Source organism: Marinobacter maroccanus (genome assembly GCF_002933275.1).
GTDB lineage: Bacteria > Pseudomonadota > Gammaproteobacteria > Pseudomonadales > Oleiphilaceae > Marinobacter > Marinobacter maroccanus.
Genome location: NZ_PSSX01000015.1, coordinates 42,332 through 55,373, shown reverse-complemented (window position 1 = coordinate 55,373; position 13,042 = coordinate 42,332). Strand labels below are relative to the sequence as shown.

General features: G+C 56.3%; 11 protein-coding genes. 8 read left to right on the top strand and 3 right to left on the bottom strand.

The annotated features are described in order from the left end of the window. Positions 1-3 precede the first annotated feature (3 nt). Positions 4-558 (bottom strand): PaaI family thioesterase, encoded by a 555-nt coding sequence (locus tag KEHDKFFH_RS15165; protein WP_104322679.1) that lies wholly within the window; start codon positions 556-558, stop codon positions 4-6. A gap of 284 nt (positions 559-842) precedes the next feature. Here KEHDKFFH_RS15165 and KEHDKFFH_RS15160 point away from each other — a divergent pair, with 284 nt between their 5' ends. Beyond that, positions 843-1,700, top strand: coding sequence for a hypothetical protein (locus KEHDKFFH_RS15160; RefSeq protein WP_338418385.1), 858 nt, complete (start codon positions 843-845; stop codon positions 1,698-1,700). 9 nt (positions 1,701-1,709) lie between these two features. On the opposite strand, the gene KEHDKFFH_RS15155 is transcribed toward KEHDKFFH_RS15160, so the two are convergent. Beyond that, positions 1,710-3,596, bottom strand: a complete 1,887-nt coding sequence (locus tag KEHDKFFH_RS15155; protein ID WP_104322677.1) for a methyl-accepting chemotaxis protein — start codon at positions 3,594-3,596, stop codon at positions 1,710-1,712. 150 nt (positions 3,597-3,746) lie between these two features. Here KEHDKFFH_RS15155 and KEHDKFFH_RS15150 point away from each other — a divergent pair, with 150 nt between their 5' ends. The 4 genes from KEHDKFFH_RS15150 to selD all read left to right on the top strand — a co-directional run bounded on the left by KEHDKFFH_RS15150 (position 3,747) and on the right by selD (position 8,824). Further along, entirely contained in the window at positions 3,747-5,267 is a 1,521-nt protein-coding gene (locus KEHDKFFH_RS15150) for a bifunctional GNAT family N-acetyltransferase/carbon-nitrogen hydrolase family protein (protein ID WP_104322676.1), read from the top strand. A gap of 172 nt (positions 5,268-5,439) precedes the next feature. Next, a complete protein-coding gene (locus KEHDKFFH_RS15145; protein ID WP_104322675.1) occupies positions 5,440-5,838 on the top strand; it encodes a hypothetical protein in 399 nt (132 codons plus the stop codon). A gap of 41 nt (positions 5,839-5,879) precedes the next feature. Then, complete coding sequence (locus tag KEHDKFFH_RS15140; RefSeq protein WP_104322674.1) at positions 5,880-6,548, top strand: helix-hairpin-helix domain-containing protein; 669 nt, start codon at positions 5,880-5,882, stop codon at positions 6,546-6,548. After that, positions 6,548-8,824, top strand: coding sequence for a selenide, water dikinase SelD (selD, locus tag KEHDKFFH_RS15135; RefSeq protein ID WP_104322673.1), 2,277 nt, complete (start codon positions 6,548-6,550; stop codon positions 8,822-8,824). The genes KEHDKFFH_RS15140 and selD overlap by 1 nt, the downstream gene beginning before the upstream one ends. Here selD and senB read toward each other — a convergent pair. After that, a complete protein-coding gene (senB, locus tag KEHDKFFH_RS15130) occupies positions 8,821-9,807 on the bottom strand; it encodes a selenoneine biosynthesis selenosugar synthase SenB (RefSeq protein WP_104322672.1) in 987 nt (328 codons plus the stop codon). The two genes, selD and senB, sit on opposite strands and share 4 nt — an antisense overlap. Before the next feature lie 177 nt (positions 9,808-9,984). Between senB and KEHDKFFH_RS15125 the strand changes: the two genes are divergently transcribed. Genes KEHDKFFH_RS15125 through KEHDKFFH_RS15115 form a run of 3 tightly spaced genes read left to right on the top strand, consistent with a single transcriptional unit; the run spans position 9,985 to position 12,992 of the window. Beyond that, entirely contained in the window at positions 9,985-10,860 is an 876-nt protein-coding gene (locus KEHDKFFH_RS15125; protein WP_192875795.1) for a putative selenate ABC transporter substrate-binding protein, read from the top strand. Continuing rightward, a complete protein-coding gene (locus KEHDKFFH_RS15120) occupies positions 10,860-11,510 on the top strand; it encodes an ATP-binding cassette domain-containing protein (RefSeq protein ID WP_104322671.1) in 651 nt (216 codons plus the stop codon). Before KEHDKFFH_RS15125 ends, KEHDKFFH_RS15120 begins: the two co-directional genes overlap by 1 nt. Positions 11,511-11,525: 15 nt before the next feature. Beyond that, entirely contained in the window at positions 11,526-12,992 is a 1,467-nt protein-coding gene (locus KEHDKFFH_RS15115) for a PhnE/PtxC family ABC transporter permease (RefSeq protein WP_104322670.1), read from the top strand. The last annotated feature ends 50 nt before the right edge of the window (positions 12,993-13,042 follow it).

Below are 13,042 nucleotides of genomic sequence, written 5' to 3'. Positions count from 1 at the left end.
TCCTCAGGCCTCCGCTTTAAAGCCCTTTTTCCGTACCCGGTAATGAGCGATGGAGGTAGCCACATGGTTGCCCTCCTCATCCATCAGCTTCCCTTCCAGGGTGAACTTGGCCCGGCCGGTTTCGTCGGCGTCTGCAAGAATGCCTGCCACGATTTCCGGCGGCAGCGTGAACTCTACGGTGACATCGCTGTTGGCCGGTTGCAGGAACTGCAGAGTCATTTCCTTGAGGATTGGCGTGTAGGCAGGGCCCAGATCAAACAGCGTCAGCACACCACCGGGGATTTCGGCCACCAGGAAATAGGCACCGGCATACAGGCTGCCGAAGTGGTTCTTGTTGCCTTTCAGCCGGATTTTCGCCCGCACATAGCCCGGCCTGACCTCTTCAACACTGAAGTTATTCCTCGGCGCAAAAGGGATGGACAAGCCAATGATCTTGTTCACCGCCGCATAACCGCCGGTTTTCTTCAGCCAGGCCAGCGGGCTGGTCAAGGTAGCCTTCGGATCGGCGCTGGCCACCCATTGGCCGGTGGCACCGATGAGGTTGTCGATAATTGCCATTATCCTGCTCCATTTTTTGGTCGAAGCCGATGATTACAATGGTCTCCGGCAGCCGCAAGAATCTTTTACAATTTTTTTGGAGATAGTCCGATTTATTTTTGAGTTTTTGTTCTAGAGTGAGAGGTGCCCATATGAATCACGATTGCCAAACAGGCCAGCGTTTCCAGTATTAAGAAAGGATCTCTGATTTGGAATGTTCTCTGCCCGCTTTCATATCCAGTCTCCGCCTTCGGGCACTGGTACTTTGCCTCTCGGTTGTGAGCCTCTGCTTTGGTGCGGCACCCTTGTCCGCTGCAAAGTCAGCCGCCACAACACCTCAAGCTACCAGTCGCGATTATGTCCTCTGGTACCGGAATTATGACAGCCCGGCCATTCGCGCACTCGTTGAACTGGCATTGAAGAAGACTCCGGAGTATGGCGATTTCAGGATTATTCGAAGCGAAGAGTTGAGTCAGGGACGGGTGCTTCGCGAATTGACAGATGGCCAATCCCGCCTGGTTGATATAGCCAATGTAGCCACCTCGGCCGAGCGGGAGGAGTTCCTGACCGCAATTCCTTTCCCGGTTGATGGCGGGCTTCTGGGTTTTCGGGTCTGCGTGGTTCTCCCGGAGTCCTTGCCGAAGTTTGAAGGCATCAAGAATCTGGACGATCTCCGGGCCAGTCAGATCTGGATCGGTCAGGGTTCGCACTGGCCGGACACCCCGGTACTGGAAGCTAATGGCATTCCGGTGGTTACCCACTCCCGATACGAGATACTTTTCGGGATGCTGCGGAATAAACGCTTTGATTGTTTTGCCCGGGGCGTGAGTGAGGTACTTTACGACCTGGAAATGGAGCAGGATCCGAACCTGGTGATCGAACCCAATCTGTTGATTGCTTACCCCATGCCTTCCTATCTTTTCGTCGGCCCCCACGATCAGGAGACTGCCCATCGTCTGCAACTGGGCATTGAACGCGCCATATATGACGGAAGTTTCAGCGACTTCCTGAGGGCCTATTACGCCCGAGCCGTCAGGGATCTCAACCTCGACACCCGCACGGTGATCGCTCTGGAAAATCCGTTTCTTAGCGAGGAATCGCGGTACGTCGGGCGCAGTACACTGGAAAACCTGCGTCGGCGCCTCGATCTGCTCAGTCGTTAGGCTGGCCCGCTACACCCGGAAACGAGCCACGTTCTGGTTCAGCGCGTTGCCGATGCTTTCAATCTGGCCACTGTAGACGTCATTTTCCGTCGCGGCGGCGGCCGCCTCCTGGCCCTGATCCGCAATTCGGGTAATTGACGAGTTCAACTCTTCAGTTACAGACGTCTGTTCTTCAGAGGCTGTCGCAATCTGCGACGTCATCTGGCTGATGGAGGTAATGGCTTCCGCAATACGATTGAGGGCTTCCATGGCGTCCTGGGCTTTCTCCATACTGACATTGGAAACCGCTGTTGAGGCTTTCATCACATCGACCGCATCATTGGCGCCTTTCTGCAGTCGTTCGATCATGTTGTTGATTTCCTCCGTGCTGGATTGAGTGCGCTGAGCAAGGTTGCGCACCTCATCAGCCACAACCGCAAAACCCCGTCCCGCCTCACCGGCCCGAGCAGCTTCAATGGCGGCATTCAGCGCAAGCAGATTGGTTTGCTCGGCAATGCCCTGAATAACTTCAAGCACCGTGGTAATCGAGGCAACATCCTGGCCGAGTGTATCGATGACTTCCGCTGCCGCATTAATCTCCTTCGAAAGCTTCTGGACCGCATCCCGAGAGGCAGCAACGGTCTCCAGTGACGCCCGGCTGTCGCTGTCGGCAGTATTGGCGGCATCGGCGGTTTGTTGTGCGTTCTGGGCGATCTCGCCTGCGGCGGCAGACATCTCGTTAATGGCAGTGGCCACCATGTCGATCTCCGCCTGCTGGCTCTCTACGCTTGAGCGACTGGTACTGGCTGTGTCTCTCAGGGAGCTGACATTCTGGCCCAGCTCGGCGCTACCCTGCTGAACATCCCGAACCACGTTATGGATGTTCTCAACAAACCGGTTAAAGCTTCTCGCCAACTCGCCAAATTCATCCTTTGCACTGTCGTCCAGGCGCTGAGTCAGATCTGCATCGCCGCTACCGATGTCGGCCATGGCCCTATTCAGCCTGCGAACGGGAGCCATCAGCACCTTGATGCCCAGGTGCAGAATCACCAGTGAGACAATCAGGCCGATGACCGCCATGATCAGCCCGGTCATCCGGGCATTTTGAACCGGGGCGTTGATCTTGTCGGCATTCACAAACGTGCCCAGGTACCATTTCACACCCCGAGCCTCACTGATCGGGTGAAAACTGGCCTCCCAGTTCCCCTCCTCATTGCTGTATTCACTGGCAGCCCCGCCGAAGTCTGGCTTGCCTCCAATCAGTTCACTGATGTTTTTGCCGACGAGAGCCTGCCTCGGATGGAACAACACGGTACCGCGCTCATTGATCAGGGCTGCATAACCGGTGTCCGCGAGGGTCACGGTAGACAGGGTTTTCGCGATGGCACCCAGGCCGATATCAGCGCCGGCAACGCCTTCGTATTCGCCGCGTTTCACAGGCGCGAGCGTGGAGATGATCATATCGTTGGTGCTGGCGTCCTGGTACGGCTCGGTAAATGATGCGCTGCCAAGACTCATGGCCTTCTTGTACCAGGGACGTTCCCGGGGATCGTAATCGGACGGCAGCGTTGCATTGGCTTCCTGCGACTTCATGAGCATGTAGCCATCGGTGCGACCGACATAAACATCCCGGAACCCGCCGCCAGTGGTTATGGCTTGCAGCACTACCCTGGCTTCCTCATCATTGTTGGCACTTTCCAGGGCTTTGGCAGTTGCTTCGGTCATCACCAGCCGGGTGTTGAGCCACTCGGCAATGCTTGAGGTGCTTTGCTGCACCGTATCGTCGATCAGAGCGTCTACGTAGGTTTCCGTGGTGTTCTGCAGACGCAAATCGCCGGAGAGCGTGAAAGCCCCCATTACCAACAGCAACAGAATACCGAAAGCAATCAGGAGCTTTTGCCCGAATGTCAGCTGCACAGTCGAATCCTCAGCAATAAAAATTGATATTCGTTAACTTGTCTTTCGGCCTGCGATGCGAAGTCTTTAGCGGCTTCTGTTAAACTTTTACAGTATTGATGCAAATGCTGAGCTTGTCCTCACTTCATAAACGAACGGGAGCCGAACTGAATGGCCCATGAAGAACTGCACCTCAACCTCCGGAACCTGAAGCTTGAAGACTACGAACAGCTTCAGAAGCTCATGGATCGCGTTTACGACGACATCGGAGGCGCCTGGCCCAAGGAAACCATCAAAGCATTGGTGGAGCAGTTCCCTGACGGCCAGATCTGTATTGAGGAAAGCGGCCAGCTTATTGCGGTTGCACTGACGGTCTGTGTGAAATACGAGCGCTTCAGTAACCCGCACACCTACGACGATCTCATCCTCCGGAACGAGAAGATCTGGCACAACGCCAATGGCGACTCCCTCTACGGACTGGATGTCTTCATCCACCCCGACTACCGGGGCTATCGACTGGGGCGTCGACTGTACGAGGCGCGGAAAGAACTCTGTCGCTCCATGAACCTGCGTGCCATTCTCGCGGGCGGGCGTATCCCGAGCTACTTCAAATACGCCGAGCAGTATTCTCCAGAGGAGTACATTCAGCGCGTCGATCGCAAGGAAATCTACGATCCGATCCTGAGCTTCCAGCTCTCGAACGATTTCCAGGTCACCCGCCTGATGCACAAGTACCTGCCGGAAGACGAGAAATCCCAGGGCTACGCCACGCTTCTGGAGTGGAGGAATATCCTTTACACCCCTCCCTCCCCGGTACTGAGCGTAAAGAAAACCCAGGTTCGGCTTGGTGCTGTGCAGTGGCAGATGCGTGAATTTACCTCCGTTGAAGAGGTGCTCGAGCAGGTGGAGTACTTCGTGGATGCGCTATCTGACTACAAAAGCGACTTTGCGATCTTCCCGGAATTTTTCAACGCGCCACTGATGGGCCTGACCGACCAGATGGACCAGACCCGGGCCATCCGCTTCCTGGCCGGGTTCACCCAGCAGTTCCGTGAAGAGATGTCCGAAATGGCGGTCAGCTACAACATCAACATCATCACCGGTTCCATGCCGCTGATCGAGAACGACCGGGTATACAACGTCTCTTACCTCTGCCACCGGGATGGCCGCGTGGATGAGCAGCGCAAGATTCACATTACGCCCCACGAGCGTCGGGACTGGGTTATTGAAGGCGGCAACCAGTTTGAGGTCTTCGACACCGATGCCGGCCGGGTTGCCATCATGATCTGTTATGACATTGAGTTTCCCGAGCTGGGGCGTATTGCTGCCAGCCAGGAAGTCGATATCATCATGGTGCCCTTCTGGACAGACACCAAGAACGGCTACCTTCGGGTTCGCCAGTGTGCTCAGGCCCGGGCAATCGAAAATGAATGTTATGTCGTAATCACCGGGAGTGTTGGTAACCTGCCGAAAGTCGAGAACCTGGACGTCCAGTACGCCCAGTCGTCCGTATTCTCGCCGTCGGATTTCGCCTTCCCTCACGATGCGGTGATGGCCGAAACAACGCCCAACACGGAGATGATCATGTTCTCCGATATGGACCTTGAGAAACTGAAGCTGGTTCGCAACGAGGGGTCTGTCACCAACCTGAAAGATCGCCGCGTTGATATGTATGAGCTTAAAACAAAGTAAACTGGCCTGGTTGGCCAGGTGAGACTGTTAAAAAACTGCCTTAGCGGTCGAACGTATGGCACTGATGGCGTTGCAAAACCAAAACTCAGTGTCTATTGTTTAATCAATATCCAGCCTGTCTCCCGATGAGACAGGTTGCTGTGGATACGGAAATCACCAGAGAACCTGATTCATGAACGAAGCATTGCCGGATCTTGTTGCCCGATTTCGAGTCAGACAGGGCCTTTTCCGAAAGGAGCTTGTCGAGGCTGCCCTCTACGAACTGGACGGCTATGGGTGCGTGATGAAAACCGACAAAGTGTTCAACCCCGGTGATACGGTGGTGCTGGACCTCGTTATGGATATGCCGTTTGACGAGATCCGGGCAGAAGGCCTGTCTGGCCTGGTGACCGAGCGCAGAAAACACTGCAGCAATTTCTTCTACTCCATCGATTTTGTGGAACTCGACTCAAATGGGAGTTCATCATTGGCGGAAAAGCTCCGCAGAATCCGGGAAGTGGTATCCAAAAAGCAGTCACTCAAATCCCGTCGTTCCCCAGGCTCCATTTCCGGTTTCCGGCAAATGGCCTGATCCTGATTTTTCGTTGAAACCTATCCGTAAGGAGACATTCCATGGCGAAGAAAGCCAAACAGAACGTTGATAAAATCGTCAAAAAGGTTAACAAGGAGTTCGAAAAGACTTCCTCCCAGATCGAGGGGCTGGTGAACGATGCGCTGAAGCAGTTCGACAGCCTGCAGAATCAGGTTCAGGAGCCGGTGCGCAAATTGCTCAAGGAAATTGACGAGCTTCGCGACCGCGAGATGAAGCGTTTCCACGAAGAGTTTGAACGGCGCCTTGAGGAATTCCATGAACTGCAGAGCAGCATTCTGGAGCGACTGGGTGTGGCTTCCAAGGAAGCGGGCCAGGAAGTGAAGAAGCTCACCGATGAAGTGAGCAAGGAAGCCACCACAGCCGCCAAGAAGTCGGCTCCGAAGAAAACGGCTAAAACGGCCTCCAAGTCAAAAACGTCTGCCAGCAAGCCGGCTGCTAAAAAGCCAGCCGCGAAGAAGCCTGCGGCCCGGAAAGCACCGGCTGCCAAAGCTGCCAAGCCGGTGGACAAGAGCGACCTGACACTGGTCAAAGGCATTGGCCCTGCCACCGCCAAGAAGATGAAGGATGCGGGCATTACCTCCATCGACCAGATCGCCAACCCGTCTGCGGAAGACCAGGAAAAGCTGAAGGCCTTCTCAAACGTCAAGGGATACAGCGAATTCACAGCTGAAGCCAAGAAAATCATCTGATGCGAACGCCTGACCAGCCTGTATTACGGGACATTGTCCTGATTGGCGGCGGGCACAGCCACGTCGGGGTACTGAAACGGTTCGCCATGAACCCGGTCCCCGGCGTGCGCCTGACCCTCATCTGCCGCGACACCCACACCCCCTATTCCGGCATGTTGCCCGGCTACGTGGCTGGCCATTACAGCTACGACGATGTTCACATTGATCTGAGCCGCCTGGCCGAATACGCAGGCGCCCGGTTTTATCGTGCCGAGGCCATGGGTATCGACCGTGTTCGGAAACGGGTTATCTGCCGTGGCCGTCCGGACGTTCCCTACGACATTCTTTCCATCAACATTGGCTCGTCACCCCGGGTTAATGAGGTGGAAGGCGCCTCCGACTATGCGGTGCCGGTAAAACCTATTACCGGTTTCAATAACCGCTGGCTTGCCCTGCTCTCGCGTATTGAGAACCACGACGGCCCTCTTACGGTTGCTGTGGTCGGGGCTGGTGCTGGTGGTGTGGAACTCACCCTGGCAATGCAATTCCGCCTGAAGAACGAACTGAAGCAGCGGGGTAAAGATCCGGGGCAGCTTCACTTCCACCTCTTTGACGCCGCAGATGAAATCCTTCCCACCCATAACCCGAAGGTTCGCGAGGTTTTTCGCAGGACATTGTCGGAACGCGGTGTGAAGGTCCACCTGGGATCTCCGGTGAGCAAGGTTCAGGAAGGGTTACTGGTCACCGAATCCGGTGAAACCCTGCAAACTGACGAAGTGCTTTGGGTGACCCGGGCCGGTGGTCCGGAATGGTTGAAAGACACAGGCCTCGCGCTGGATGACGGGCTGTTCCTGCGGGTACGCGATACCTTGCAGGTGGAGAACGACGACAGCATTTTTGCTGCCGGCGACATCGCCAATGTGCTTAACCACCCCCGTGAAAAAGCGGGCGTGTTCGCTGTAAGGCAGGGTCCCCCACTGGCCGACAACCTCAAGCGTCTGGCGACCGGCAAGGATCCAAAAGACTTCACCCCCCAGAAAAAATGGCTGGCGCTGATCAGCACTGGCGATAAATACGCAGTCGCCTCCCGGGGCGACATGCAGTTTGATGGCGCCATGGTCTGGCGCTGGAAGGACTGGATTGATCGCCGGTTCATGAAGAAATTCAATGATCTGCCTCCCATGGAGGAAGAATCCAAACTGCCGGATACCGCCGCGGCCCAGAATGCCGAGGAAGCTTCACAGGCGATCTCGGCCGTTGCCATGCGTTGCGGCGGTTGTGGCGCCAAGGTGGGCAGCACGGTGCTCTCGCGGGCCCTGGGAGAGCTCAAGCCCATTGAGCGGGACGATATCCTGATCGGCCTTCACGCCCCGGACGATGCCGCCGTTTTGACGGTGCCACCGGGCAAGGCCGTGGTTCACACAGTAGATTTCTTCCGTGCTTTCATTGACGACCCTTATATCTTCGGCAAAGTGGCGGCCAATCACAGTCTGGGTGATGTGTTTGCCATGGGTGCCGAGGCGCAGAGTGCCACGGCCGTTGCCACTGTGCCCTACGGCATTGAATCCAAGGTTGAGGACGTGGTCTATCAGATGATGTCCGGTGCTGTGGAAGTTCTCAACGAAGCCGGGTGCGCACTGGTTGGTGGGCACACCGGTGAGGGTAAGGAGCTGGCTCTGGGCTTTGCGGTGAACGGCCTGATTGACCCGGAAGAAGTCATGAGCAAGGGCGGGCTTAAGGCCGGGGACGCTCTGATCCTTACCAAGCCGATAGGTACCGGCACCCTCTTCGCCGCCCACGCAAAACTGGCTGCCAAGGGCCGCTGGATCGATTCTGCGCTGGCCTCCATGGTTCAGTCCAACAAGGCGGCGGCGGACTGTCTCAGGAAATTCGGTTCCAAAGCCTGTACCGACGTTACCGGGTTCGGCCTGCTCGGGCACCTGGTTGAAATGACCAAACCCTCGGGTGTTGATGCCGAGCTGGACCTCTCTGCGATCCCCATCCTTCCGGGCGCCGAGGAGACAGCCGCAGCGGGCATCCTAAGTTCTCTGCAACCGGCAAATATCCGTTTGCGCCGGGGTATCAGGGATCAGGAAAAATGGGTTAACCATGCCCGGTACCCACTGATCTTCGACCCGCAAACGGCAGGAGGGCTGCTCGCCAGCGTTTCGGCAGACAAGGCCGAGGAATGTGTTCGGGAGCTAAAGGCTCTGGGTTATCCGCATACAGCCATCATCGGGCGCATTACTGCCCAGGATGATTCCGGGCCCATCGAGCCCATTTCACTCCGGGATTAATTTCTCTGTGAGCAGCGCTGCATCGCAAGCTGTAGCGCCTGTTCCAGGGATGCCTGTTCTTTTTCTGGCAGAAACCGCTCGGCCAGTCCGCCAACCTGCTTTTTGAGGGTATCGAGAAACCCGTGATCGGTCTCTACACGGTACAGCAGATCGGCCAGCGCCTGTTCATCTCCTGCGGGGAAATATCCGGCATAGTCCCGTCCCAACAAACCGGCATTTCCGGGAATGTCGGATGCCAGTACCGGCAAGCCAGCCCGGCAGGCCTCGGATACCACGTTTGCGCCCCCCTCCATTACCGAGCTGATCACCATCACCTGGCTGTTCGCCATCAACTGCCGGGTGTGGGCTTTATCCAACTCCCCGAGCCAGTGGAAGCGGGGGTTCTCCACCATTTCAGCGTCCGCTTTGCTTTGCCACTCTTCGTTGTGAGCCTTGCCGGCACAGCAAACCTGGATCTGCGAATCTTCCGGCAGCAATCGCGCAGCATAGGCCGCCCGGAGCGAATCCTTTTCGTCCCGCAGATGGCCGATCACACATGCGCCGAACGTGCCGTTCTTCTCTTCCGCGCGTGCTACAGGAAAGGACTCCGGACCATCCGCCGACTGGTATAGCGTAACGAGTTTGCTGGCGAACCTGGCGGGTATGTCCTTGGCCACGAGATCGTGCAGACCGATAAGTGCATCCGCCACGTCCATGGAATACAGAGTGTCTTCCGGGAATGTGTGCTGGTGATGGTAGATATCCGTGCCGGTCAGCGCCACGATCAGCGGTTTTTCAGGCCAGGCTTCACGGAACCGACGGATGGCATCCACACTGCGCCAGGCGTGCAGGGCTACGAGGGCATCACAGGGTTCACCGTGGTATTGCGTAACAACCTCCACCCGATGGCCTGCGTTTTCCAGCAAGGTTTTCCAGCGCTCTGCCGTTGCCCGGTTTCCTGCTTTCGAACCGGGCGGTGCCGGCGTGATCATTTTAAGTTGCATAGTCTCTGGTCAGACCCAGGTTACTGAAAAATGAAGCCTTCGGTCCTGAGCCAATTAAACCCGCAAACCGTATAGCTGTTCAGAGTTAACGTAAATCAAGGTATCCTGCAAGGCACCGAGAAGCGTTGACTTCCCAAGTATTACAACCCACACAGTCTGGCAAAGTAAGGAACTGCAATGGCCCTTAATCTTATACGGAAATTGATGGTTTCCAGCCTTTTTTGTTTCACCGCGGCATCGGCATCGGCTGAGACCTTCGTGTTTACCGCCATCCCCGATGAAGACGAAACCAAGCTGGTCGAGCGATTCAAAGGTGTGGCAGATTATCTCTCCAAGGAACTGGACGTAGATGTCCGCTACATCCCGGTTAAATCCTATGCCGCAGCGGTCTCCGCGTTCCGTAACAACCAGGTTCAACTGGCCTGGTTTGGCGGACTGTCCGGCGTTCAGGCACGTCGCCTGGTGCCTGGTTCCGAGGCCATTGCCCAGGGCGTGGAAGACGAAGCGTTCCAGACTTACTTTATTGCAAACACCAGCACCGGAATCGAAAGCGCCGAAGAGCTCTCCGCTCTTGAAGAAGATCTGAAAGGTAAAACCTTCACCTTTGGATCGAAAGGTTCCACTTCAGGACGCCTGATGCCCGAGTTCTACATCCGCGACGTGTTTGGCGCCCAGCCAGAGGACTTCTTCTCCCGTGTTGGGTTCAGTGGCAACCACACACGTACTCTGCGCCTCGTTGAAGCCGGCACCTACCAGGTTGGCGCCCTTAACTTCCAGGTCTGGCAGAAAGAACTGGCCGACGGCAACATTGACACCGATGCGGTTCAGGTAATCTGGGAAACCCCGCCCTACCCGGACTATCAGTGGACCATCCGCGGTGACGTCAACGAACGTTTCGGTGATGGTTTCAAAGATCGTGTAACAGAAGCTCTGTTGAACCTGGACGACCAGGCGTTGCTGGAAAGCTTCCCACGCTCCGGTTTCATTCCCGCATCCAACGACGATTACGAGCCCATTCGCAAAACAGCGGAAGAGATTGGAATCCTGGACTGATGTCAGGGTTTGATCTTTCAGGCCTGACGGCCTCCTTTGGCGGCGAGCGGGTTATCGGCCCGCTCTCGCTGACGGTTAGAGAGGGCGAACAGGTCGCCCTGGTTGGCAAGAGCGGAGCGGGTAAATCCACACTGATCCGACTGATCCACGAGCGGGTAAACCGGGAGTCGTCCCTGGTGCCCCAGGATCTGGGGTTGGTGAACGCTCTGCCGGTGTTCCATAACGTGTTCATGGGCCAACTGGATAAACATGCCACCTGGTACAACACCCTCACCCTGATCCGTCCGTTCTCAAGAAACCGTGACGAGGTTCGTGAGTTGCTCAAGGCGTTGGGCATGGCCGAAAAGTTTTGGTTACCGACGGCCTCGCTCTCGGGCGGCCAGCGCCAGCGCGTGGCCATTGCCCGTGCCTTGTATCGTAACGCGCCAGTGCTTCTGGCGGATGAGCCCATCTCCGCCCTGGATGGCCCCATGGCGCATCTGGTGATGGCACTGTTAAAGGAACGGTTCCAGACCAGTATCATTGCGCTGCACGATGTTGAAATGGCGCTGAAGTATTGCAGCCGTATTGTCGGCATTCAGGATGGCCAGGTGGCTCTGGATGAATCCAGTAAACGCCTCACCGCTAGCGACATTACGTCGCTGTATTAGGGAAACGGCCTCTCCATGCTCTCTTCCCCAACGGTCCGTACCAGTCTCATCTTTGTTGCCGTCGCCCTGATCGGCTTGCTGTTTGCAGACATTGCCATAACCGCTTCCAATCCCTGGAGAGACCTCGGGAATTTCTTTCTTGGAGTCGTAACACCAAATTTCTTCAGCAGCGAGGGGCTGATGACCGCCCTGCTGAGAACGGTTGCCTTTGCGTTTGTTGGGGTGGCACTGGGAAGTGTGTGTGGCTTCCTGTTGTCGCTGGTTTACCGTTTTCTGCCGGTGCGAGTTTTCTGTGCCGTCATACGGGCCATTCACGAGCTTTTCTGGGCCCTGATCTTTCTACAGTTTTTCGGTTTTCACCCGTTGACCGGCGTACTGGCAATCGCCATCCCCTATTCCGGGATTTTTGCCAAGGTGTATTCCGAAATCCTGGATGAGACTGACCCGGAACCGGGGCGATTATTGCCTCCGGGCACCGGTACCATTGCAGCGTTTCTCTATACCCGAATTCCCGACTGCTGGGTGCAGCTTCGTACCTACACGGCCTATCGCCTTGAATGCGGCCTCCGTTCAAGCGCCATTCTCGGGTTCGTAGGGCTGCCGACCCTGGGGTTCTACCTTGAATCCTCGTTTTCACAGGGTCTCTATTCCGACGCGGGCGCCATGCTCATTCTGTTTTACGTGCTGATCGCTACCATGCCGTTGTGGGTGAAGCCGAAACTACTGCCCGTGTATATTCTGGGAGCGCCCTTCTTTCTTGGTGAGGGTTTGCCGATTGTCTGGGGTAACGTAGAGCGTTTCTTCACGGAAGACATTGTCCCGAGCCCACTGCGCAACGGCGAGGGTCTTGCCGGGCTGATCCCCTGGCTCAACGATCTGATGATCAACGAGGCGATGCCCGGTATCTGGAACACCGTGATACTCACCCAGATTGCGCTTGTAGCCACGGGCATACTCACCTCGCTCGCCTTCCCCCTGATCTCCAACCACTTTGGCGGCCCGGTTCGGCGTACTTCTGGCCATGTATTTCTGGTGATTGCACGGTCCACGCCGGAATACATCCTCGCCTACATTCTGCTTCAGCTCTGGGGCCCGTCGATGCTACCTGCGGTGGTGGCGCTTGCGCTCCACAATGGCGGAATCATCGGCCACCTGATTGGCCGCCAGACCAATGGCATTCGTCTGCGGCCAGACGCACCAACCGGCTTCAACCGTTACAGCTGGGAACTGGTGCCCCGGGTATACCGCTCGTTCCTGGCGTTCCTTTTTTACCGCTGGGAAATCATCATGCGGGAGACCGCGATTCTCGGCATTCTCGGAATTTACACGCTGGGCTTTTACGTCGACAGCGCAATCCAGAACATCCGTTTTGATCGAGCGATGGTGCTGATCTTGATCACGGCACTGCTGAACATTGGCGTCGACATTCTTGGCCGCTACATTCGCCGCAAGCTGGCCCTGCAGACCATGCCTACCTGCTAGCCACGATCGGTGCGATCCCCGTCACAGTTCCGTCATTTCAGTCAATCGTA